The 23,541-nt window shown below is 57.2% G+C and carries 23 protein-coding genes; 6 read left to right on the forward strand and 17 right to left on the reverse strand.

Going from position 1 to position 23,541, the window contains the following annotated elements; all coding sequences use genetic code 11:
* Nucleotides 1–2 precede the first annotated feature (2 nt).
* The 7 genes from ABUK73_RS01850 to ABUK73_RS01880 all read right to left on the reverse strand — a co-directional run bounded on the left by ABUK73_RS01850 (nucleotide 3) and on the right by ABUK73_RS01880 (nucleotide 6,792).
* On the reverse strand, nucleotides 3–422 hold the full coding sequence (locus ABUK73_RS01850) for a DoxX family protein (protein ID WP_353575785.1): 420 nt from the start codon (nucleotides 420–422) through the stop codon (nucleotides 3–5).
* 19 nt (nucleotides 423–441) lie between these two features.
* Complete coding sequence (locus ABUK73_RS01855; RefSeq protein WP_353575786.1) at nucleotides 442–918, reverse strand: SRPBCC family protein; 477 nt, start codon at nucleotides 916–918, stop codon at nucleotides 442–444.
* A gap of 83 nt (nucleotides 919–1,001) precedes the next feature.
* Complete coding sequence (locus ABUK73_RS01860) at nucleotides 1,002–2,249, reverse strand: RNA polymerase sigma factor (RefSeq protein ID WP_353575787.1); 1,248 nt, start codon at nucleotides 2,247–2,249, stop codon at nucleotides 1,002–1,004.
* Entirely contained in the window at nucleotides 2,246–2,620 is a 375-nt protein-coding gene (locus ABUK73_RS01865) for a YciI family protein (protein ID WP_353575788.1), read from the reverse strand. Before ABUK73_RS01865 ends, ABUK73_RS01860 begins: the two co-directional genes overlap by 4 nt.
* 322 nt (nucleotides 2,621–2,942) lie before the next feature.
* The gene (locus tag ABUK73_RS01870; RefSeq protein ID WP_113088164.1) at nucleotides 2,943–4,253 is read right to left on the reverse strand and encodes a homoserine dehydrogenase; all 1,311 of its coding nucleotides are present in this window, start codon (nucleotides 4,251–4,253) and stop codon (nucleotides 2,943–2,945) included.
* Between the two features lie 63 nt (nucleotides 4,254–4,316).
* The gene (locus tag ABUK73_RS01875; RefSeq protein ID WP_353575789.1) at nucleotides 4,317–5,537 is read right to left on the reverse strand and encodes an LL-diaminopimelate aminotransferase; all 1,221 of its coding nucleotides are present in this window, start codon (nucleotides 5,535–5,537) and stop codon (nucleotides 4,317–4,319) included.
* Between the two features lie 295 nt (nucleotides 5,538–5,832).
* Nucleotides 5,833–6,792 (reverse strand): nucleoside hydrolase, encoded by a 960-nt coding sequence (locus tag ABUK73_RS01880; RefSeq protein WP_113088162.1) that lies wholly within the window; start codon nucleotides 6,790–6,792, stop codon nucleotides 5,833–5,835.
* A gap of 177 nt (nucleotides 6,793–6,969) precedes the next feature.
* On the opposite strand from ABUK73_RS01880, the gene ABUK73_RS01885 reads away from it, so the two are divergent.
* Nucleotides 6,970–7,773 (forward strand): TSUP family transporter, encoded by an 804-nt coding sequence (locus ABUK73_RS01885; RefSeq protein WP_353575790.1) that lies wholly within the window; start codon nucleotides 6,970–6,972, stop codon nucleotides 7,771–7,773.
* 6 nt (nucleotides 7,774–7,779) lie between these two features.
* Here the strand turns inward: ABUK73_RS01885 and ABUK73_RS01890 are convergent, their stop codons facing one another.
* From ABUK73_RS01890 to hemN, 9 genes are all read right to left on the reverse strand, one after another.
* The gene (locus ABUK73_RS01890; protein WP_353575791.1) at nucleotides 7,780–8,496 is read right to left on the reverse strand and encodes a PAS domain-containing protein; all 717 of its coding nucleotides are present in this window, start codon (nucleotides 8,494–8,496) and stop codon (nucleotides 7,780–7,782) included.
* A gap of 617 nt (nucleotides 8,497–9,113) precedes the next feature.
* The gene (locus ABUK73_RS01895; protein ID WP_113088160.1) at nucleotides 9,114–9,806 is read right to left on the reverse strand and encodes a PAS domain-containing protein; all 693 of its coding nucleotides are present in this window, start codon (nucleotides 9,804–9,806) and stop codon (nucleotides 9,114–9,116) included.
* 246 nt (nucleotides 9,807–10,052) lie between these two features.
* A complete protein-coding gene (locus ABUK73_RS01900) occupies nucleotides 10,053–10,982 on the reverse strand; it encodes a lipid A biosynthesis lauroyl acyltransferase (RefSeq protein ID WP_353576001.1) in 930 nt (309 codons plus the stop codon).
* A gap of 11 nt (nucleotides 10,983–10,993) precedes the next feature.
* The gene (locus tag ABUK73_RS01905) at nucleotides 10,994–12,022 is read right to left on the reverse strand and encodes a zinc-binding dehydrogenase (RefSeq protein ID WP_113088158.1); all 1,029 of its coding nucleotides are present in this window, start codon (nucleotides 12,020–12,022) and stop codon (nucleotides 10,994–10,996) included.
* Nucleotides 12,023–12,075: 53 nt separating this feature from the next.
* Entirely contained in the window at nucleotides 12,076–13,362 is a 1,287-nt protein-coding gene (locus tag ABUK73_RS01910) for a beta-ketoacyl-ACP synthase (protein WP_353575792.1), read from the reverse strand.
* 12 nt (nucleotides 13,363–13,374) lie between these two features.
* Nucleotides 13,375–14,571: a beta-ketoacyl-ACP synthase gene (locus ABUK73_RS01915; protein WP_353576002.1), complete on the reverse strand. Its 1,197-nt coding sequence runs from the start codon at nucleotides 14,569–14,571 to the stop codon at nucleotides 13,375–13,377.
* Between the two features lie 426 nt (nucleotides 14,572–14,997).
* A complete protein-coding gene (locus tag ABUK73_RS01920; protein ID WP_353575793.1) occupies nucleotides 14,998–15,477 on the reverse strand; it encodes a 3-hydroxyacyl-ACP dehydratase FabZ family protein in 480 nt (159 codons plus the stop codon).
* A gap of 245 nt (nucleotides 15,478–15,722) precedes the next feature.
* On the reverse strand, nucleotides 15,723–16,007 hold the full coding sequence (locus ABUK73_RS01925; RefSeq protein WP_103088466.1) for an acyl carrier protein: 285 nt from the start codon (nucleotides 16,005–16,007) through the stop codon (nucleotides 15,723–15,725).
* A 115-nt stretch (nucleotides 16,008–16,122) separates the two neighbouring features.
* A complete protein-coding gene (gene hemN / locus ABUK73_RS01930; RefSeq protein WP_353575794.1) occupies nucleotides 16,123–17,472 on the reverse strand; it encodes an oxygen-independent coproporphyrinogen III oxidase in 1,350 nt (449 codons plus the stop codon).
* A gap of 206 nt (nucleotides 17,473–17,678) precedes the next feature.
* On the opposite strand from hemN, the gene fnrN reads away from it, so the two are divergent.
* Entirely contained in the window at nucleotides 17,679–18,404 is a 726-nt protein-coding gene (gene fnrN / locus ABUK73_RS01935) for a transcriptional regulator FnrN (protein ID WP_113088153.1), read from the forward strand.
* Nucleotides 18,405–18,680: 276 nt separating this feature from the next.
* Here fnrN and ABUK73_RS01940 read toward each other — a convergent pair whose 3' ends face one another.
* Nucleotides 18,681–19,082 (reverse strand): hypothetical protein, encoded by a 402-nt coding sequence (locus tag ABUK73_RS01940; RefSeq protein ID WP_353575795.1) that lies wholly within the window; start codon nucleotides 19,080–19,082, stop codon nucleotides 18,681–18,683.
* Nucleotides 19,083–19,211: 129 nt separating this feature from the next.
* Here ABUK73_RS01940 and ABUK73_RS01945 point away from each other — a divergent pair, with 129 nt between their 5' ends.
* From ABUK73_RS01945 to radC, 4 genes are read left to right on the forward strand one after another with little or no spacing between them, the layout of a single operon-like run.
* Nucleotides 19,212–21,059: a PHA/PHB synthase family protein gene (locus tag ABUK73_RS01945; protein WP_353575796.1), complete on the forward strand. Its 1,848-nt coding sequence runs from the start codon at nucleotides 19,212–19,214 to the stop codon at nucleotides 21,057–21,059.
* 26 nt (nucleotides 21,060–21,085) lie between these two features.
* A complete protein-coding gene (sfsA, locus tag ABUK73_RS01950; protein ID WP_353575797.1) occupies nucleotides 21,086–21,805 on the forward strand; it encodes a DNA/RNA nuclease SfsA in 720 nt (239 codons plus the stop codon).
* Nucleotides 21,806–21,836: 31 nt separating this feature from the next.
* Nucleotides 21,837–22,667 (forward strand): type I methionyl aminopeptidase, encoded by an 831-nt coding sequence (gene map, locus ABUK73_RS01955; protein WP_353575798.1) that lies wholly within the window; start codon nucleotides 21,837–21,839, stop codon nucleotides 22,665–22,667.
* A 17-nt stretch (nucleotides 22,668–22,684) separates the two neighbouring features.
* On the forward strand, nucleotides 22,685–23,530 hold the full coding sequence (gene radC / locus ABUK73_RS01960; RefSeq protein ID WP_454892307.1) for a RadC family protein: 846 nt from the start codon (nucleotides 22,685–22,687) through the stop codon (nucleotides 23,528–23,530).
* Nucleotides 23,531–23,541 lie beyond the last annotated feature (11 nt).

Consider the following 23,541-nt stretch of genomic DNA (forward strand, 5'->3'; position numbering starts at 1 on the left):
ACTTAGCTTTTACGACGCAGTGGAGTGAGCATTCGCAGTGTTTCCGACCGCAGATAGAGCCCGCCCCATGCCAGCAGCCCCAGATAAACGCCGAAAAGCAGATGCGAAAACACCGGGCTTCCGACCCGCAGATGGGTAGTGATTGCACCACCCAGCAGTCCCGTCAGTAAAATTGCGCCGAGTACGGACGTGCGGGGGATGGCATAGAGAAGCACGATGATCAGCGTCATGATGCCAAGCCCGCGCGCAAGTGATGGATCGCCTGAATATCCAAGCGCGACCAGCGTTTCTGTCACGGGCGCAATGGGTGCGAGCTTGATGGCGCCATCGAAAATCAGAAACGCGATAACGAGCCCGCTCATCACCGACCCGGCGAGCCTCTGCCAGCGCGGCAGAGGCGTAGAAAAAGTAGCGTAAGACATGAGCTTTCCTCCCCGCGCCTTAGAGTGTCGCGACCAGCGCAGCCAGCTGATCAGCTGCCATTCCCCAGCCTTCATGGAAGCCCATCGCTTCATGGGCCTTCTTGTCGTCTTCGGTCCAGTGCCGGGCGATTGCAGTGTATTTCGTGCGGCCATCGCCCAAATCTTCGAAAAGAACGATGCCCGTCATGAATGGCTTTTCCGCAGGCACCCAAGCGCTGGTGTAGGCGTCGGTAAAAACCAGCTTTTCATTGGGGATGACTTCCAGATAGACGCCGCGATTTTCAACCACTTCGCCATCAGGGCCATTCATGATGATAAAGCTGGAGCCACCCGCGCGAAGGTCCAGTTCCGCATGCGAAACGCCCCATGGCTTGGGGCAGAACCATTGCTTCAGCAAATCAGGGTCGCTCCATGCGCGATAAAGCTTTTCACGCGGAGCATCGAATTCGCGCATCAGAACCAGATCGTGGGCACCGTGATGAGTTGTCATGGTCATTTTCCTTTCGCGTGGTTGGTTCATCCTCTTGATGATGCTGCAAGGACGTCTGAGCAGACAGCCATCCGACACGCGCTCAGAAATTATTTCGTATTTTCCAGCGCAAGCTTGTCCAACTGCTGGCGGATGTGCGCGGCTTCGGCTGGCGTGTTGGCAAGAGCAATGGCGCGATCAAAGGCTTCACGCGCTTCCGCTGCCCTGCCCGCCTGCATCAAAAGCCCGCCACGAACGCCGTGGTAATAGAAATAGGCGTCCAGCTTTCCATCCAGGGTCTGAAGCACGGCAAGTGCTGCCTCCGGCCCATCCATTTTTGAAACGGCCACGGCCCGGTTGAGCGTGACGACGGGCGACGGCTGGAGATGCTCTAGCGCCTGATAAAGAAGGTCGATGCCGAACCAGTCCGTATCCTTCGCCGTCGCGGCGCGCGCATGCAGAGCCGCGATTGCTGCCTGAAGCTGGTAGGGACCGGGTTTGCGGTGGCGCATCGCCTTGTCGAGCAAGGCCAGCGCCTCATCGATGATCTGTCGGTCCCAGTTGTCGCGATCCTGATCTTCCATCAGAATGATGTCACCGTCAGGTGAAAAGCGCGCATCGCGGCGGGAGTGCTGCAAGAGCATCAGCGTCAAAAGCCCCATGATCTCCGTTTCGGACGGGAAAATGCGCAGCAGAATGCGGGCCAGACGAATTGCCTCTTCGCACATCGCCATGCTGTCAGGATTGGAGATAGCCGACGAATAGCCCTCATTGAAAACGAGATAGAGCATGGCGCAGACCTTGTCCAAACGCTCCTGCCGCTCCCAGGCGGTCGGGTTTTCAAAGGGTACACCGGCTTTGGCAACGCGGCTCTTGGCGCGGGTAATCCGCTGCTCCATCGCCGCATCCGTTACCAGAAATGCCCGCGCAATCTGCGTGACGCTGAGACCGGAGACGATGCGCAGCGCAAGCGCGATCTGCTGCGTTGCTGGCAGGTCTGGATGGCAGCAGACGAACATCAGGCGCAAAATGTCGTCGCGGTAATGGGAGTTGTCCAGACGCTCCGCCATGTCGGCTTCCGCATCGGAAAGATCGGACAGCACATCCTCTTCCGGCAGAGGCACGGATTTCGAATGTTTGCGAATGGCATCCACGCCACTGTTGCGCCCGACAAAGATCAACCATGCTGCCGGATCGCGCGGCGGACCTTTCTCGGCCCAAGTCCGCACCGCACGCAGGCAGGCTTCCTGAAAAGCCTCTTCCGCCATATCCAGATCGCGGAAATAGCGCAGCAATGCGCCCAGCGCCTGCGGACGCGCCGCCGTCAAGGCAAGGTCGATCCATGCAATATCTGTCATTTGGGTGCACCTGTGGGGTGGAAGACGTAGAAGGGCCGGATTTCATAAGAAGTCGAGCCCGGATTGGCGGCGGAAAGCTGCTTGGCAAAACTCACCGCTTCTTCCAGATTTTCGACATCTATCGTGTAAAAGCCGAGCAGCACTTCCTTGGTCTCGGCAAAAGGGCCATCCAGAACCAGAGGTTCTTGCTTGCCCTTGCGAACGGTGGTGGCTGCCGTCGTCGGCATCAGCCGTCCGGTGGGGCCGAGCTTGCCAGCCTTGGCCAGCGGCTCCTGCACTGCATAAAGCCTGCCCATGACCGCCTCCTCTTCTTCCTTGGACCAGGCAAAGACGGCTTCTTCATCGGCGTAACACAGAATGGCGTAATGCATCTCACTCTCCTTCTCCCATGGAAGACGAAGAAGTAACGCGCCCGCCGACAAGGCGCAGCAGTTTTTTTGAAGTTTAGAGAATGGAAAGCTTCACGGGTGGCGCAGAACCCCTCACCTAGAAAATCTACGACTTAGCTTTCGCTAAGATCGTGATTTTCTATCCTCTCCCACAAGGGTAGAGGGAACCAGCGGCAGGCGCGGCATTCTTATCTCTCCCCGTGTGGGAGAGAAAGCGATTTCTAACATCTTAGCCAAAGGCTAAGTGTTAGAAATCGCAAGTGAGGGGTCTGCCGCGGGCGCCTTGTTGCTATAAATGCCCAGATCAGGTCCGCTCGATGCGGATAACCTGTGGTTCGCTGACGAGGTATTTCTCGCTCTTGATGGCCTTTACCGCCTTGCGAATAGCATCTTCCATCGTTGCGTGGGTGACGAGGATGATGTTCTGGGCACCGCCTTCGGCTGGAACGCGCGAATGCTGCACGATGGATTCCAGCGAGATGTTGTTGTCTGCCATGGCTGTCGCGATGGAGGCGAAAACACCGGCCTTGTCCTTCACCGTCAGACGAATGAAGTATCCGCCTTCGTGGCTCTTCATCTTGGCGCGGCGATAATCCGTCAGCGACTTGGCCGGACGACCGAGTACGGGCACCTGCTGAACGCCGGGGCGGCTCTTGGCGATGTCGGCGATATCGCCCAGAACAGCGGATGCCGTGGCGTTGCCGCCAGCGCCGGGACCAACCATCAGCAATTCGCCAAGAATATCCGACTCGACAGCCACAGCATTGGTAACGCCATCGACCTGCGCGATGACCGAATCCAGCGGCACCATGGTCGGGTGAACGCGCTGTTCGATGCCGGATTCGGTGATCTGTGCGACGCCGAGAAGCTTGATGCGGTAACCGAGATCGGAGGCGGCCTGAATATCTTCGATGGAGATATTGGTGATGCCTTCGAGATAGATATCGTCGGCGGAAATCTTGCTGCCGAAGGCAAGCGTGGTGAGAATGGCGAGCTTATGCGCCGTATCGTTGCCCTCGATATCGAAAGCCGGATCCGCTTCGGCATAGCCCAGACGCTGCGCTTCCTTCAGGCAGGCTTCGAATGACAGGCCTTCCTTCTCCATCTTGGTAAGGATGTAATTGCAGGTACCGTTCATGATGCCGTAGATGCGCGACACATGGTTGCCCGTGAGCGATTCACGCAGCGCCTTGATGATGGGAATACCACCCGCGACAGCCGCTTCGAAGTTGAGCAGCGCGCCCTTTTCTTCCGCCAGAATGGCAAGCTCGACACCGTGCTTGGCAAGAAGCGCCTTGTTTGCCGTCACCACATGGAGACCACGCGATAATGCCGCACGAACGGCTTTTTCGGCCTGGCCTGACGCACCGCCAACCAGTTCCACGAGGACATCGATATCGGCTTTTTCTGCCAGTTCCTCAGGTGTGTCGAACCAGGTGATACCCTTGAGATCAATGCCGCGATCACGCGAACGGTCGCGTGCGCTGACGGCGATAATCTCAATTGCGCGTCCGCAGGTAATCGCAAGTTCTTTGCTTCTCTGCTGGAGGATGCGCACAAGCGAAGAGCCGACAGTGCCGAGTCCCGCTACGCCGATTCTCAATGAATCTGCCATTGGTATATTCCTGATTTGCTGAGTTGAGAGGTGGCCGGAACCGGCCACCCTGGTGGAATGCCCTTATCTATGGGCGTTGAGCGAGACGACGTTGTGCAACGTATCGTCTGCCGTCGACAGGAAGCGCTTGAGATTGCGCGCGGCCTGACGAATTCGATGCTCGTTTTCAACGAGCGCAAGGCGAACATAATCATCGCCCATTTCGCCGAAGCCTACACCCGGAGCAACCGCGATGTCGGCTTTCTCGATCAGCAGCTTGGAAAACTCAAGCGAGCCGAGATGGCGGAATTTCTCTGGAATTTTCGCCCATGCGAACATGGTCGCTGCTGGCGGTGGCACTTCGAAACCGGCTTTGCCAAATGTATCGACCATCACATCGCGGCGGCGACGATAGACATTGCGGACTTCCGCGATATCGGAGCCATCGCCATTGAGCGCGTGAGTGGCCGCCACCTGGATCGGCGTGAAAGCGCCGTAATCGAGGTAGGACTTCACACGCGTCAAAGCAGCAATCAGCCGCTCGTTGCCGACAGCAAAGCCCATGCGCCAGCCGGGCATGGAGAAGGTTTTGGACATGGAGGTGAACTCCACGGCAACATCCATGGCGCCCGGCACTTCCAGAACGGACGGAGGCGGGTTCTTGTCGTCGAAATAGATTTCCGAATAGGCAAGGTCGGACAGCACGATCAGATCATGCTTCTTCGCGAATGCGATGACGTCCTTGTAGAAATCCAGCGATGCGACATGGGCCGTCGGGTTGGACGGATAGTTGATGATGAGCGCGAGCGGCTTGGGGATGGAGTGGCGCACGGCGCGCTCCAGCGGTCCAAAGAAGCTCTCATCCGGCTCCACATTCATGGAGCGGATAACGCCACCTGCCATCAGAAAGCCGAAGGCGTGGATCGGGTATGTCGGATTTGGACACAGAATGACGTCACCCGGCGCCGTGATGGCCTGCGCCATGTTGGCAAAGCCTTCCTTGGAACCGAGTGTGGCAACGACCTGTGTATCAGGGTTCAGCTTCACGCCGAAGCGGCGGGCGTAATAGGCTGCCTGCGCGCGGCGAAGGCCGGGAATGCCTTTGGAGGACGAGTAACGGTGCGTGCGTGGGTCCTGAACGACTTCGCACAGCTTATCGACAATCGCCTTTGGGGTTGGAAGGTCTGGATTGCCCATGCCAAGGTCTATGATGTCGGCTCCACCCGCTCGCGCGCTCGCTTTCAAACGGTTGACCTGTTCGAACACGTATTGCGGCAGACGCTTGACCTTGTGAAACTCTTCCATCTCTTTCCTCATGGAAATGAGCCAGACAACCCGGCTCACATAACGTTCGTTTTTTGGTTTGAAACACAGCCGACACGAACACATCGGGCCTGTATCATTTATTGTACCGCATGCGCCGGAAAACACGAATTGCTTTTCGGCAGGACACTACCGTGCTGCCTTCGTGAGGGAAAGCACCGGGCAGTAGAGGCGGCGCAGATTCGCCGCATATCCATGCAGGTCAATGGACTTGCATAACGCGAGTTTTTTCAAAAATGCAAGGCAAGCCGCCGCGTTTGGCGACGCCATGGCTCAATCAGCCGCGTTCGCCCTGCACAATTGCGCTGCGAATGACCGAAAGCACACGTTCCGGCTTGATATCCGTGCAGACGAGCTGGCTCGGATGACCATCCCATTTGCCTGGCGGAAAGCCCACGCCATCCGGCTTCTGAATCGTCTGACCATCGGCCAAACCACCACAGACCACACGAATCGCGCCGCTACGGGTCTCGAAAAGCTCAGGGTTGGTCAGATAGACGCAAGCGCAGCTATCATGCACCACCATGCCGTCGCCGGTGCGCTGATTGTAGAACTCGATGTAGAACTGTGACAGATCCGACAGAAGCTGGACAGGTGCCCCGCCCTCCTTCGCCATCTCGGCCATGAAAGCAGATGTCATGACGGTGCGCGTCGTGACATCGAGGCCGACGACGGTAACGCGCCATGGTGCCGTGAACACCACGTCTGCGGCCTCCGGGTCACCGTGAATATTGGCTTCCGCCGCCGGGCTGACATTGCCGTTGATATCGAACGCGCCGCCCATGACGATAACATCCTTGACCAAGGCAGCAAAATCGGGGTCTTCCCGAAGCGCCAGCGCAAGGTTCGTCATGCGGCCAACGGCAATCAGCGTCACCTCGCCCGGGTTCGCCTTGACCGTATCGATGATAAAGTTGTGGGCCGGACGCGGATCGAGCGGCAGATCGATTGTCTCGGGCACACCGATATTGCCGAGTCCATCTTCCCCATGAATGAATGTCGGCCAGTGGCCTTCCGGGCGGGATGGATCGAAGGTCACGTCCGCGCCTTTGGCCACGGGTGCCGTCATCGCCCACTGCTGCTTGAGGAACAGCGCATTGCGGGTGGTGATCTCAATCGGTGCATTGCCGAACACGGTGGTCACGCCAATCAGATCGATGTCCGGGTGGCGGTGCAGAAACAGCAGCGCCATTGCGTCATCAATGCCGGGGTCCGTGTCGAAAATTACCTTATGCATGCCGTGTCCTCGAATTCATATGCGGGCGGAATCGCCCAATCGATGGCGAAGCAGCGAGCGCACCATAAACGGACGCGCAATCGACGCAATGGCTTCCTCGCAACAGATGAAAAACGTTGCACCTTGCACAATTCGGTGACAGAAGCAGCCATCAATATACCCTCCCGGAATACTCCCGTGCAAGACGTTGCCCTTCAGCTGTTTCTCATCCTGTTTCTTGTCGCCGTTTTTGCGGGCTTCGTCGATTCGATTGCCGGCGGTGGAGGGTTGATCGTCATCCCGGCTATGCTGATCCTCGGCGTTCCGCCGCTGGAGGCGCTGGGAACGAACAAGCTGCAAGCGCAGTTCGGCAGCGCTTCCGCGACGATTGCTTATGCAAGACGTGGTCATGTCGATCTGAAAAAGCAGTTCCCCATGGCGTTCATGGCCTTTGTCGGCGGCATTTTGGGCGCAATCATCGCGGCCTATGTGCCGCCGGATATCCTGCGCGCCATCATGCCGTTTCTGCTGATCGCAATCGCCCTATACTTTGCTTTCAAACCCAATCTCAGCGACATCGACAGCCACCAGCGCATCACACCCTTCGTCTTCGGATTGACGGTCGTTCCCCTGGTTGGATTTTACGACGGCATTTTCGGCCCGGGCGCGGGCTCGTTCTATATGCTGGCCTTTGTAGGGCTGGCGGGCTTCGGCATGTTGAAGGCTACAGCCCATACCAAGCTTCTCAACTTCGGGTCGAATTTTGGCAGCTTCCTTGTATTTACGCTGAACGGCGCGATTTTGTGGAAGCTGGGATTGGTGATGGGGCTGGGTCAGTTTCTGGGTGCGCAGATCGGCTCTCGCCTAGCCATGAGCAACGGCGCGAAGATCATCCGCCCGCTGCTCGTCATCTCCTGCATCGCCATGGCGACGAAACTGCTGATGGATTCCGGCACGTTTTCTTCGTTTGGCGCATTCGTCTCGCGCCTGATTGGCAGCTGAGCAAGCTCAGCTACACGCCAGCGTGGCGGATTGGTCGGCGTGTTGCAATACGATGACCGCGCCGATGATCTCGTTCTGAACACCACGCAGCGGCGTCATCCTGCAACGCGTGGCGAAATTCTCACGATTGCGACGCCCCTTGTGGATGTAGTCGATCTTTTCGCCCTTGAAGCACTTGTCGAAAGCCGGCTTCGCCAACTTGCTGAAGCTCTCTTCACCCACGAACTCCGAGACGTGGCAGCCGATCATGGACAAGGCGGTGCGACCCAGGAACTTTGCGTTTTCCTGATTGGAATAGAGATAGCGATAATCCCTAGTAATCACGCCGACGCGATCTGGTAGACTGTCCAGAATGGCTTCGTTGAGCAGAGGCTGCTCGGCGAGCTCGAATGCGGCAGGCTTTTCCAGCGGGCGGGAAAGCGGCTGCTGCAAACTCTCTTTGCCATCGCCGCCAGTGCGGAAATACCGATCGATCAGCATTGCCATGGCAGCGCTGCGACGTGTCACGCTTGATTTGTCGTCTGCCTCGTCACGGATCAGGCCGTTGAGGAACTGCAATTGCATATGAGCTTCTTCGCGGTTCTCCGCCCTAAAGGACAGAATATCCGCGATCATCGGCTCAAGCTCCTTGTCCAGCAGACGAACGAGATCGTCATGCCCGCAAGCAACAGCCTGTTTCAATTGTATGCATTTCAGCGAAAAAGCGTCGAAGAGTCCTAACAATGGAGCCTCCATTCCATCACCCAAGTTCCTGATGTCCGACGCCACTCTCAGGCTTGGCCGAACACGGTCAGAAGAACTTCCTTCTTTCTAAAGCACGCCGGGCCGATCAAGACCCAATCCACCGTCTCACGAGACGACGCTTCCTCCCTAAAGAAGCGGAGACGTTCACGGATGAAACGGCGTGCTCGAACGTCCAGCCTTCTGACACCATGAACACCACAGAGGCTCAACCCGTCAATACACTAGTTTTCACCTATGGAGCGCCGTCGAGGCGATTAATATTTATTATAGGATGAGAATTTTCCGATACGCAACAAAAACGAACGTAAGACTTCGAATGCCGGGGCAGAAATACTGTAGTCAATGCGCCAATATATTCATAAAATTGGTCGTAACATCACTTTTATTCATTGAATGGGCGGTTTTTGACGAAAGTCAATTTTGCCGAGAGCTATAAATCTGTCCAACAAATCAGAAGCGCGTATTCAATATACGCCCCCAGCAAGACGAATCTCAATTCAATGGAAGTTGAGTGAAGCAGAGGGACGCTAACAGGCATGTCAAATGACATGCGCCTGAGCAAAAGCTCACGGCAGCGTGGGGCGAACTAAGCTTGTTTACGCTACCGCGCGGTTCCTACGATCAGCCAATTCCTTCACGATAATGATCGCGCCCACCAGCTTGTAGGATGGAGAATAGCACGGCGACATCTCATAAGAGCGCACCACGGTGCGTCCGTCGATGTCCTCTGCATAGGTATATTTCGCCGCCTCGCCCTTGAAGCACGCGTCCAGCTTTTCACGCAGAGCCTGCTGGAAGTGGTGGATGCCAATGAATTCGGCAATATGCCGACCAACGAGGTCGTTGGTCTTGGCTTCGTAGCAGAGCGCATTGAGGGCGTTGGTGTAATTGATGCGGTAGCCAGGCGATACGACGAAGACCCGCTCGTCCAGATCATCCAGCCGGTCTTCATCAAGAATGACGTAGGGGCTCCAGGAGGCCGATTCGCCGTCCGGCGTTGCGCCATCATAGGGAAGACCCGCTCCGATATAGCGATCCACGAGTTTGCGAAGGAGTTCGGAGTTGCGCTGCACGCAGCCTGTATCCTCGGCCTCCTCGTTGAGGAGATCGATAGCAAAGCGGAACTGCTCAAGAACCTCTGAGGAATTCTTGGTCTTTCTGCTGGTTATGCTCTCGAGCAGCGGATCAAGCTCACGATCAAGCATCGTGATTTTCTGGGCGTCGTTGCGATCAACGGCACCTTTCAGCTCCGAATATCGTTGCCAGAACAAGTCAATCAAAGCTTTCAACTCGACTCTCCCCCGGAAGATCGTGCGCCTGCCGCACTTTCAAATCGTTTCCGGTTCCGTGGCGCGAGACTCGTTATAAGGTATCACCGTAAAAAATGACGTAACGAGAAACAGCACCGCCATTACAAACACAAGATAAATTAACACACGCAGAACGTCTTTAACAAATCCCAGAAATTGTGAAGAAAAATATACATACACAATCCTGGGATGTTAGCGCTTAACAAGAACCAAATCTGGTCTATTCTAGTCCTTGATACTGCCCTTGATGTGCCAGCGGTCGTGATACCAAAGCCATTGACCAGGGTGTTCCCGCACCCAGCTCTCCACCTTGTCGTTGAGAAGCTGCGCGGTTTTCTGAACGTCGACCGCTCCCTTTTCGTTCAAGGGTATCTCGACCTTCGGCTCGATTTCCAACCTGTAGCGATTGTCCGGCAAGCGAATGCAACGCGCTGGAAAAACATCGCAGCCAAACTGGCGCACCAGCTTTGCCAGCAGTGGGTTGGTCAGCACGTCATTGCCGAAGAATTGTGTCGGCAGGCCTTTTCTGAACTTCTGGTCCACCAGAACACCGATACCGCCGCCCTTTTCCAACTGACGCGCAAGCGCAAAAGAAGAGCCCGCATGCGACGGCACGAGATGGCCCATACGCTCCTTGCGGAAATCGAAAATGCGCTTTGCCACATAGGGATTGTTTGGCGGACGAAACAGCACCGTCACATCGAGGCCGAAGGCCGAACCTGCGACGGGCAACAGCTCGAAATTGCCGGAATGGGCGGTAAACACGATGAACGGACGCGGATTGTCGCGAAGCTCGAGAAATGTCTCGGTGCCGATGACTTCTACCCTGCCCGGTTCTGTCTTTGTCGGATCGAAATCGAACAGGCGGTCCAGAAAGACATATTCGGCAGCCAGGCGACCCATATTGCCCCAGCTATCCAGCGCGATTTCCAGACGCTCCTCTTCCGATTTCTCGGGATAGGCACGACCCAGATTGAACAGCATCAGCTTGTGACGCGGCGTCTTCGGGCCGATCTTACGGGCAATCCTGTCTGCGAAATTGATGGCGGGATCGGCAGGCAAAAGTTTCAGCAGGTTCAGAAAGCCGAATGCGAGCGTCGCATTCAGCCACTGCCGGAAGTTTTCGAGCGCCAGAACGACGCGCGTGATGAACATTTTCAATGGCGTCAGTCCATCCGCAGAACGATTTTGCCGAAGACCTGACGGGTCTCCATACGCTCCAGCGCCGTTTCGATGGTATCGAAGGTGACTTCGGTGTCGATAACAGGGTGAACGAGACCGCGCGCCATTTTCTGCATGGCATCGGCCATGTTTTCCATACGGCAACCGAAGGAGCCGAGCAGCTTCAATTGCTGCTGGAACAGCATCATCAGGTTGATTTCCGAGGAAACGCCCGACGTCGAGCCGCAGGTGACGAGACGACCGCCCCGCTTGAGGCAGAACATGGAGCCAGCCCAGGTGTCCTTGCCGACATGTTCGAAGACGACATCGACGCCCTTCTTCTTGGTCAGCTTGCGCACGACGCCTTCGAAGCGGTCGACGCGGTAATTGATGACATGATCGGCACCCAGCGCCTTGGCGCGTTCGATCTTGTCGTCGGACCCAACGGTCGTGATGACGGTGCAGCCCATTTTCTTGGCGAGCTGAATGGCAGCGGAGCCGATGCCGGAGCCGCCAGCGTGAATGAGGATGGTTTCGCCCGGCTGGAGCTTGGCGTTATCGAACAGCATGTGTTCGACCGTGCCGAAGGTGACAGGTGCAAGGGCCGCAGCGACCGCATCGACGCCGGGCGGTGCCAGAACGAGCTGACGGGCGGGAATGTTGATCTTTTCCTGCGCAAAGCCATCCAGATGGAAGCCGTGGACGCCGCCGACGTTTTCACACAGATTATCGCGACCGGCCACGCAGTGGTGGCAGCGACCGCAGGTGCGTGCACCGTAGATGGAGACGAGCTGGCCCGGCAGAACATTGGACACGCCGGGGCCGATGGCTTCCACCACGCCGGATGCTTCCGCACCGATGGTCAAAGGCATCTTGCGCTTGGCGAAGGCCATGCCGCGCCAGCCCCAGACATCGATATGGTTCAGCGCCACGGCCTTGACCCGAAGCGTGACTTCGCCGGGTGCCGGTGCTTCCGGCTCGGGCAGGTCCACTCTTTCAAGTTTACGATCATCAACGAGTTGCAAGGCGCGCATAATGAAGTCCTTCGCCCGGAGGCGTTATTTTTGTTTTCGAGTTGGGGAACCGCTTAAGCCGGTTCCCGCGTCATGACAAGGCTTGCGTTCTGTCCGCCGAAGCCGAAGGAGTTGGACAGCACGGCGGTAACGTCCGCATCGCGCTTCACATTCGGCACCACGTCGAGCGCAATCGTCGGGTCTGGATTGGTGTAGTTGATGGTGGGCGGAACCGTTCCCGTCAACATGGTTTGCAGCGAAAATACCGCTTCAACCGCACCGGCTGCCGTCAACGTATGACCAATCATCGACTTATTGGACGAGACAGGAATGGATTTCAGCCCCTCACCAAACACGGCGAGCATGGCACCATATTCCATCTTGTCGTTTTCCGGCGTCGAGGTGCCGTGGGCGTTGATGTAATTGATATCGCCTTCGGCCACGCCCGCATCCGCAAGGGCCGCGCGGATGGTCGCAATCGCAGGACCGCCATCCGGTGACGAGCGGGTGCGGTGGAAACTATCGGCCTTTTCACCGGCACCCTTGATGATGCCAAGAATTTTCGCGCCACGGGCAACGGCTGCTTCCAGCGATTCCAGAACCAGCGTTGCTGCACCTTCGGCAATCACGAAGCCATCACGGTCCTTGCTGAAAGGCTTGGAGGCCTTTTCTGGCGGATCGTTCTGGGTCGACAGTGCCGACAGCAGCGAGAAGCGGATCAGCGCTTCGGCGCTAACCGAACCGTCGGTCGCGACCGTCAGCGCACGGTCCGTGCGTCCCTGACGAATGGCTTCGACGCCGAGCTGAATGGCCGTCGCACCCGATGCACAGGCCGTGGAGAGTGTGACAGGCAGTCCGCGTGTGCCGAACCGGTCTGCGAGACGCTCGGAAATCGCGCCAAACAAGGCGGCTTCCTGAAACTCGGGATCCGGCCGCTCTCGCAGGGCTGCCATGAAGCGATCATAGGCATCGCCAGGCTTTGCAGCGGGTGGAGAGCGGTCGCCCAGTTCAAAACGGGCGCTCCATTCCGGCTCGATGGGCGGTGCTGCCAGAAACAGCGGGCCGTTGAAATCACCGGAAAGACCGGCTTGCGCCAGCGCTTCAATGGTTGTTTCGCGGGCAAAGGCGAAGGAACGCTCGACCGAGTTTGGCTTGGGGATATCGATAAAATCGACCGTGCCGCAAATGCGGGTGGACAGGTTGTCGGTCGGGAAACGGGTGATCTTGTGGATGCCCGATTTGCCTGATGTCAACGCCGCCCAGTTATCCGTCAGCCCCTGACCGAGCGAGGTGATGATGCCCATGCCGGTAACGGCGACGATGGGACGACCGAGGTGATCCTTGAAATTGCTGGACGCCATGGTGTCTACTCCTCAAGAATCTTTGGAAAGCACGGCAACGCCTTCGCCGCGAACATGGCCAACGGTGGTAACGACGGCCTGAGCGGCGATTGCCGCCATTGGCTTTTCGGCCTTATCATCGAAGGATGGGACCTTCGCATCGCTGCTCAAAGCAAGGGCTGCGAGCGCGAGACCCAGCGGAAATTGCGCTTCCAGCCCATGACCGGTAACACCGCTGAAACCCCGGACTGCTGCCTTCGGCAAAGCCTTGTCCAACACCGCCTTTTCGAGTGCGGTGACAGCATCATGGCCGCTGGCGCCGGAAAACACGATTGTGGTTGCATCATCATGGGCAGGTGAAAGAAGACGCTCGAAGCGCTGCTCGAACTTGTTGTCGTCCCGCGCACCGCGGTCACCTTCGATGGCATCGACGCGGGCGTAAATCTTCGCGCCGCGCGCTTCTGCGCGCTTGCGTGATTCCAATACGAGGAATGCACCGACGGAGCCGGTGATCATGCCACCGCCCTCACCGTCTGCGCGCGACCACAAGGGTTGCCACTCACCCTGCGCATGAGCACCGATGGCTTCGAACAACAGCGTCATGTCAGGACGTTCGGCAGCGAAAGCACCGCCGACCAGCGCGTGGCTCGATTCGCCGGAGCGGATGCGGTAAAATGCCGTCTCTACGGCGGAGATACCAGCCGCCTCTTCGCCCATGAAGGTGCGCGACGAGCCGGTCACCTTGTGGACGATGGAGATGTTGCCAGCCATGAGGTTGGACAGTTGGGCCAGAAACAGCGTCGGGCGCAGTTCCGTCGTCAGCTTTTCGTTGAGCATGACCTCGCGGTCGTTGCGCTTGAGGCCCTCGTCCACGATCAGCGTGTCGACATTGATGTCGCGCTCACCACCACCGGCGGCGACGATCATATCCATGGTGCCGCAGGCCTCTGCATCCGTCTTCAGGCCAGCATCATCCAGCGCCAGACCGGCGGCGAACACGCCAAGGCGCTGCCAGTTTTCCATCTGACGCTGATCCTTGCGACCGATCTGGCTCGACCAGTCGATTTCCGGCAGCGGATGGATGGGATAGGGAGCGAACTTCTCGGTTTCAACGATTGCCTCGGGTGCAGCGCCAGCAGAGAGCAGCGCAATATGGGCGTCGATACCGACACCATGACAGGTCACGATACCGACCCCGGTAATCACCACATCATTGTCAGACTTCATTATCTGTCATCCTTCGTCGCTTGCCCGTAAAGAAGCAGGCCAGCTTTTGAAAGCGGTCTTGGAGACCGCACATGCCATGCGAAATAAAGGGCGAGATGCAGCTTTGCAATGGCGAAGGCCCAAAGACGCGTCGCAATGCATGGATTTTCAGAGGTCGATGGTGAAAAAACTCAGCTTTTGGCATGGGATACGGCAGCGGGTGTGGCTTACCCCCCTCTGCCCTGCCGGGCATCTCCCCCTCAGATGGGGAGATCGGCTGGGCGCGAGCTCGCCGGTTCGACCGAAACGGAAGTGCGAATTTTTTCGGCAGCGGTCAAGATAGGCGGGAGGTTGCCGCGAGTCGATCTCCCCCTTGAGGGGGAGATGTCCGGCAGGACAGAGGGGGGGTAAACCACACCCACCATCGCGCCCTATGACTCTCTGGACGTTTTAAACCGACTTATCAGCCGCAATCGCTGCCATCAGCCCCACCTCTTCGGCGCGCTTCTTGACGATAGGTCCCAGGGGAATCTCGGAAAACGGCATGGTCCGCAGCTTCAACTGCGCATCACACACCTTCTTGCCCTCAGACGTGATCTTGGCTTTCGTCACCGCAAAGCCGGAACCGTCATGTTCCAGATAGGCTTCGATATCGAGGACGGCGTTTGGCTCCACGAAGGTGCGCATCTTGGCGCCATCAACGGTCATTAGGAATGGCATGGCGGCGAAATCGGTCATGGCGAGAACGAGCATGCCGGATGTCTGAGCCATGGTTTCGATCAACAGGACGCCGGGAACCAGCGGCATGCCGGGAAAATGCCCCTCGAAGACCGGGCTGTTCTGTGGCACGACGGAACGCGCCTTGAGAATGCGGGCGGAGCGGTCGATTGACTCGATGCGGTCCACCATCTGGAAATATTCTAGAAGCATGTTCCGTCCATGAAATGCGTGGGGGTTGTTTTGAGGCAGAGCCAAAAACAGAAACCCGCCTGATCGGCGGGCGTATGGTGATGAGAACGCCGCATCGCCCCCTGCGTCATCCTCGGGCTTGTCCCAAGGATCCAATCACGTCGCAACAATCGGTCCGTTGCAGATGCTCGGGACAAGCCCGAGCATGACGGAGGTTTTGGCAGTTCTCATCGACATCGGCCCGCCTTTGGGCGAACCCGTCAAAATCAGCCTTTGGCGGCCTTCAGTTCGTCGATCTTGGCGCAGAGGTTCTTCAGTACGAAGTATTCCTCGGTCGAAACCTTGCCTTCGTTGACTTCCTGCGTCCACTGCTCGAGCGGGATCTTGATGCCGAATTCCTTGTCGATCGCGAAAACGATGTCGAGGAAGTCGAGGCTGTCGATGCCCAGATCGTCGATCGTGTGGCTTTCCGGCGTAATGGTTTCGCGGTCGATCTCGCTGGTGTCAGCAATAATGTCTGCAACCTTGTCGAATGTAGCTGTCACGCCCATAATCCTTCGTGTGTCTTTATTTATAAGCTCTGTTCAGACGCACCACATAGGCAACTTGGGCAAAAAAGCCAATGGGTTCGTGAAGTATCCTTGAATTTTCAGCGCAAAGTGTTGCTCAAACAGCAACCGAATGCCGCCCTCGCCCGGTAGAAAGATATGTATCGAAGGTCGCGGCGATACTTCTGGCGAAAGGTCGGCCCGCCTCGGTCAGCCGGAAAACATCTCCCTCTAGCTGCACCAGCCCATCCCGCTCGCTCTCAGCAAAGTATTTTGCCTCGGCAATGGCAACCGCCGCGACGGGGCCGTAGAGTTGGCCGAGCGCTGCAAGATCAAGAGCGAAATCACACATGATCCGCTCTATGACGAAGGCCCGAACACGGTCGTCCTCAGACAGTTCGATGCCACGCACGACGCAGAGATCGTCACCATCCGCCATGCGCTCATATTCACCGGTGGCAGGCATGTTCTGCACATAACCCTGCGGCAATTTGCCAATGGCGGACGCACCGAGCCCGATCAGGGCATCGGCACAGTCATCGGTATAGCCCTGAAAATTGCGCTTCAACGCGCCGTCGTTCAGAGCAAGGGCCAGTGTGTCGTTTGGTTTGGCGAAGTGGTCGATGCCGATGGCGACATATCCGGCAGCAACCAGCATATCCGCCGCCATGGTCATTTGCCGGTAACGCTCCATCACATCCGGCAGCGCCTTTTCGGGAATCATCGTCTGATGTTTCTTCATCCAGGGCACATGGGCGTAACCGAACAGCGCGATACGGTCAGGGTCGAGCGAGATGATCTGCTCAACCGTCTCTTTCAGCGTTTCCAGCGTCTGAAACGGCAGGCCGTAGAGAATGTCGCAATTGACGGAGTGAACACCCCTCGCCCTGACGGCATCGACAACGGATTTCGTCTGCTCGAAGGTCTGTATGCGATTGATCGTCTTTTGCACTTTTGGATCGAAATCCTGCACGCCGAGGCTGGCCCGCGTCATACCGATGGCGGCGAGTGCGTCGTAGCGCCCCTCATCCAGATCGTTCGGGTCCATTTCGACGCTGATCTCGGTATCCGACGCAAAGGAAAAGGCACTGCGCAGACAGTCCATCAGCGCAATCATATCATCAGGCTTGACCATGGTCGGCGAACCACCGCCGAAATGCACCGCCGTCACCCTGGCATCACCAGACACAAGTCGGCCAACTTTCTCGATCTCGTGGTGCAGGGATTTGAGGTAAGTCGCGATGGGCTCGTATTTCAGCGTATGCTTGGTGTGACAGGCGCAGAACCAGCAGAGCCGGTCGCAATAGGGAATATGCAGATAGAGCGAAATACTGTTATCCACACCAAGCTCTTTTAGCCAGGAAACATAAACACCCGAATCGATTCCCTCATGAAAATGCGGCGCAGTTGGATAACTGGTGTAACGCGGCACGGCGGCGGCATATTTACGGATGAGATGCTCGGTCACGGCAGATTTCCCCCTTAGCATGTATCAATTCTGCGACTATGGGATACAGCCTGCGACAGTTTGCAACTTTGACTTCGATCAAGTCAGGTCGTAAACATCGCCTATCAAAAGCCGTGGGGGATTACGGCTTATCGGGGCGGGGCGACAAGCATATCAAGCAATTGGTTGCCACCCTTTGCCTTGTCTTTGCGATCGGGACATTCACTATGGATACGTTGCAGCGAAACATCCACAATTCGGATATTCCTGTGGTTTGCCGTTCTTGCGAAGCAAGGCACGGCGGACTCTGTGGTGTGCTGCAACCCAACCAGCTTGTCGAGCTGAGCCGCCATTCCAGCCGCAAAAAGATTGAGCTGGGACATGAGCTGCTCGGTCAGGGTGAGCAGGTTCCCTATTACGCCAACATCCTGAAGGGTGTGGTGAAGTTATCCAAGATGATGTCGGATGGTCGCCAGCAGATCGTTGGACTGCAATTCGCACCTGATTTTCTGGGCCGCCCTTTTGTGGCAGAAAGCAACATGACTGCAGAAGCCGCCACAGATGTCGAAATCTGCCTCTTCCCGCGCCGTGTGGTGGATCGCATGGCAGATGATGTGTCAGGCATGCAGCGAAAACTTCACAGCCAGTCTTTGAAAGAGTTGGACGAAGCGCGCGACTGGATGCTGACGCTTGGGCGCAAATCCGCTCAGGAAAAAGTGGCGAGCTTCCTTTATCTCATCGCCACGCATATCGATCCTGAGAATGAAGATAAATCCTGCTTCGATCTGCCGCTGTCACGCGCCGATATTGCGGATTTTCTGGGCCTTACCATCGAGACCGTCAGCCGTCAGATGACCAAGCTGCGCAAGGAAGGCATCATCCAGATCGAGAACAACCGTCACATCACCGTGCCTGACATGGATGAGCTGAATCTCGCTGCAGGTAACGACTGACCCTGCGGACATTGGCTCACCTTGCGTGGCCGGTATGGCTGGTGATCATGTAAGGCGCCTTCGCCTGCGCCGGATTGAACACGGCGGCTGCAACGATCAGACAAACAAAAAAGCACTTCATTTTAACGCTCCCCAGCGCCAGTGAAACTGTGGTGTTTCATGGGGAGAGTTATATCGCGTAAGTTGCCTATACGGGCTTAAGGAACGCGGTAAGCTGGTGCTTGCCGGATTGCGTAAAAATGCCAGATGCCTGTTTACGCTGTGTTAATCAGCAGATTACTGCGCGGCTGCTGGTGTCGCGACAGGCTTTTGCTGTTCCTGCAACGCGCGAAGTTCTGCAACGCGACGCTTGTATTCCGCTTCGGAAATCTGGCCCTTGCGACGGGCGCTGCCGAGGCGCGTCATGGTCGTTTCCATGGAATCGGCCTCTTCATTGTCCATTTGCGGCAGAGCGGCGGTCATCGGGGCGGCGAAAGTCGGGTAGGTTCCGGTGTCGCGCTTTTGAGCAACGGGCGAGGCATCGACCTTCTGCGGGCCAACGACTTGTGCAGCGGGGCGCTTCATATTGGCAGGCGCGACGACGGGGTCGAGCGTCTTGCAGGCACCCAGCAATGGCAAAAGGATGCCGCAAACCGACAGCACCGTTGCCGCTCTAACGCATTCCATATGCTTGCCCATTTCACTGTCCCGCCTGTAACGTAGTATTCGAATGCCGAACGCCGGGTTTCTTGGGCGTCGCTGTTGCTGGAACTTGTATTCGTTTTCATGCAGAATGTGCAAACACAAAAATGCGCCGGAGGACAATGTATGGCAGGCACTGAAGGCGGGGTGAACGACGAGGAGGAAAAGCCCAAGGGCTTCGACCCCAAATCCGCCGACGCCTATATCGTGCGTGACCCGCAGGCCTTTGCCATGAACGTGGCGAAAGCCCTGGAAAATCTGGGCAAGGCAGCTTCCGAATGGCTGGCACCCAGAGAGCGTGGAGACATTCCGCAAACCAGTGCCAGTCCCATGAGCGATCTGGTTCAGACACTTTCCGACGTCGCCGAATACTGGATGGCGGAGCCGAAACGTTCGGTGGAAGCGCAAACGCATCTCCTCTCCAGCTATTTTGATATCTGGCAGAAATCCGTCTCGCAAATGTCTGGCGAACCCAAATCCGCGCCGGAACAGCCGGGTAACCACCGCAAAGACAAACGCTTTGCCGACGAAGACTGGCAGGCCAATCCGTTCTTCGATTTTTTGCAGAAGGTCTATTTCGCCACCGCCAGCTGGGCTGAGAAGATGGTGGCAGAGGCAGACGGGCTGGATGAGCACACCCGCCAAAAGGCCCGATTCTACATGCGGCAGGTGACGGAAGCCATTTCGCCCGCCAACTTCGCCTTTACCAACCCGCAGGTGTTTCGCGAAACCGTGGCCACCAGTGGCGCCAATTTGGTCAAGGGTATGGCCCAACTTGCCGAAGACATGGCAGCAGGCAATGGCAACATCAAACTGCGCCAGACCGATTACAGCAAATTCGTCATCGGCCAGAACATCGCCGTTACCCCCGGCAAGGTCATTGCCCGCAGCGATCTTTGCGAAGTCATTCAGTATGCGCCATCCACCGAAAAGGTGCTGAAGCGCCCGCTCCTGATCATCCCGCCATGGATCAACAAATTCTATATTCTCGATCTCAATGCCCGCAAATCCTTCGTCAAATGGTGCGTGGATCAGGGCCACAGCGTATTCATGATCTCATGGGTCAACCCGGATGCGCGCCACGCGGAAAAGGGTTGGGACAACTACACGAGCGAGGGAATCGATTTCGCGCTGGATGCCATCGAACAGGCGACCGGCGAAAAGCAGATCAACGCGGTAGGTTACTGCATCGGCGGCACGCTGCTGGCCTCCACGCTGGCGCTGCATGCGCAAGAAAAGAACAAGCGCATCCGCTCAGCAACATTTCTGGCAGCCCAGACGGATTTTACCCATGCAGGCGACCTGAAGGTCTTCATAGACGAGCAGCAACTGGCTGCACTTGACGCGCACATGAAGGCGGTGGGGTATCTGGATGGAGCGATCATGGCCAGCGTCTTTAACATGCTGCGCGCTTCCGACCTCATTTGGCCCTATGTGGTTGATAATTATCTGCGCGGCGCGCAACCGCCGCCCTTCGACCTGCTCTATTGGAACTCCGATTCCACCCGCGTCGCTGCCGCCAACCACTCCTTCTATCTGCGCAATTGTTATCTGGAGAACAATCTGGCGCAAGGCCGGATGAAGGTGGCGGGCAAGGTGGTCGATCTCAAGGACATCGAGATTCCGGTCTATGATCTCGCCACGCGCGAAGACCATATCGCGCCCGCAAAATCCGTTTTTACGGGAGCCGCATGCTTCGGTGGACCGGTGGAATTCGTGCTGAGCGCTTCTGGCCACATCGCCGGTGTCGTCAATCCGCCTGAGATGGAGAAATATCAATATTGGACAGGCGCGTCACCGGTCGGTGACTTTGATAACTGGCAGGCGCAGGCGAGTGCTCACAAGGGCTCATGGTGGCCGCATTGGCAAAAATGGATCAAGGCGCAGGACAAGCGCAAAGTCGCGGCTCGCATTCCAGGTGATGCCGCCCTGCCCGCGCTTTGCGATGCGCCGGGCACCTATGTGCTTGAATAAGCGCGCAGCGGACACGACACTGTACCATGCTTTTTGATTCTCCCCTCACTTCCGCCACGCTCGTCTCCCGCTACAAGCGTTTCCTCTTCGATGCCGTGCTGGAAGACGGTACGGAGATTACCGGCTCTTGTCCCAATACCGGCTCGATGCGCGGGCTGACGACTCCGGGGTCACGGATCTGGTTATCCGAACATGACAGCCCCACCCGCAAATATCGCCACATGCTGGAAATGGTGGAGGCGGATGGCACGGTGGTTGGCATCAATACCGGCATGCCCAACAAGCTTGCGCAGGAAGCCATTGAGGCCGGCAAAATACCATCCCTTGCCGGTTACTCCACGCTGAAGCGCGAACAGAAATACGGCATCAATTCCCGCATCGATTTTCTACTGTCTGCTCCCGGCAGGCCGGATGCTTATGTGGAGGTGAAGAACGTGCATTTCGTGCGTGAAAAAGGCCTCGCCGAATTTCCCGATACGGCCACCAAGCGCGGCGCAAAACATCTGGAAGAGCTGGGCGACGCGGCGCAGGCAGGATATCGGGCCGTCATGCTCTACCTCATTCAGCGCAACGATTGCGACCGCCTGCGCATCTGCAGCGATCTCGATCCGGTCTATTCCGCCGCCTTTCAGCGGGCCATGACGCGTGGTGTGGAGGCTTGCGCCATAAAATGCAGCGTCTCTTCGTTGGAAATCGTCGCAAACGAGATGGTTGCAATAGACGACTGGTACCCTGCTGCTTTATGAAACGAAGCATTGAAGACAAGAAAGCGGTATAATGGTTACTTACATCGACGCGGCACAGGCACCCATGAAGAATACGGGCGTCATCCGCCTGTATAATGCGGAAGACTTCGCGGGCATGCGCAAGGCAAGCCAGCTGACCGCGCGCTGCCTCGATGAACTGGCCAGCATCGTCAAGCCGGGCGTCACCACCAATACGATCGACCGCTTCGTGTTTGAATTCGGCATGGACAACAACGCCCTGCCCGCCACGCTGAATTATCGCGGCTACACCAAGTCCGTCTGCACCTCCATCAACCACGTCGTCTGTCACGGCATTCCCGATGACAAGCCACTTCGTGAGGGCGATATCGTCAATATCGACGTTACCTATATCTTGGATGGTTGGTACGGAGATTCCAGCCGCATGTATCCGGTGGGGCAGATCAAGCGCGCGTCCGAGCGTCTTCTGGAAGTGACCTATGAGTGCCTGCTGCGCGGCATCGCCGCCGTTCGGCCCGGTGCACGTACTGGTGCAATCGGTGCCGCCATTCAGGCCTATGCGGAAGGTGAGCGTTGCTCGGTGGTCACAGATTTCTGTGGTCATGGCGTTGGACGTCTTTTCCACGATACGCCGAATATTCTCCACTACGGTAAGGAGAGCGATGGCCCGGAAATTCGTGAAGGCATGATCTTTACCATCGAGCCGATGATCAATCTCGGAAAGCCGCATGTGAAGGTGTTGTCGGATGGCTGGACTGCCGTCACGCGTGATCGCTCCCTCTCAGCGCAATACGAACATGCTGTGGGCGTGACGGCGACAGGCTGCGAAATCTTCACGCTTTCGCCCGGCGGTCTGCACCGCCCTGGCCTGCCACCGCTCTGATTTAGAGAACAATGCCGATGGCCAAACATCCCGCCGATCAAACGACAACGTTCAACTCCGAAGACGGCGCGGACAAGGTGATCGGCGGCCTTGCCGAAGATATGGACGAACGCGGCTTCTTTGCCGAACCTCGGCAAGTCTCCAAAAAGATGAAAATGAAGGCCACGCCGACGCCATCTCCAGACGGCGACATGGCGCATTACCACGGCCACCGCGAGCGTCTGCGCGCCAAATATCGCGACAATGGCGATGCGGCGCTGGCCGATTACGAGCTGCTGGAGCTTCTGCTATTCCGGCTTATTCCACGAAGAGACACCAAGCCGATCGCAAAGGCGCTGATCGCACGCTTCGGCACCTTCGGCGGTGTCATGGGTGCGCCGATTGCTCTGCTTCAGGAAGTGAAAGGCGTTGGCGAAGCGGTGGCGCTCGATCTCAAGCTTATCGCGTCTGTGTCCCAGCGCATGCTGAAAAGCGAAATCCGCAACAAGCAGGTTCTGGGCTCCTGGTCATCCGTCATCGATTATTGCCACGCCGCCATGGCGCATGAAGCCCGCGAACAGTTTCGCATCCTCTTCCTAGACAAGCGCAATGTGCTGATTGCTGATGAAGTGCAGGGCCACGGCACGGTTGATCATACGCCGGTCTATCCGCGTGAGGTGGTGCGCCGAGCGCTGGAGCTGTCCTCCACCGCCATCATCCTCGTCCACAACCATCCCAGCGGCGATCCGACCCCGTCCCGCGCTGACATCGATATGACCAAAACCATCATCGATACGGCCAAGCCGCTTGGCATTGCCGTGCATGACCACATCATCATCGGCAAGGATGGGCATGTCAGCTTCAAGGGTCTGCGGTTGATTTAGAGCGCTTCCGC

It is taken from the genome of Agrobacterium vacciniicorymbosi (assembly GCF_040427045.1).
Classification (GTDB): Bacteria; Pseudomonadota; Alphaproteobacteria; order Rhizobiales; family Rhizobiaceae; genus Agrobacterium.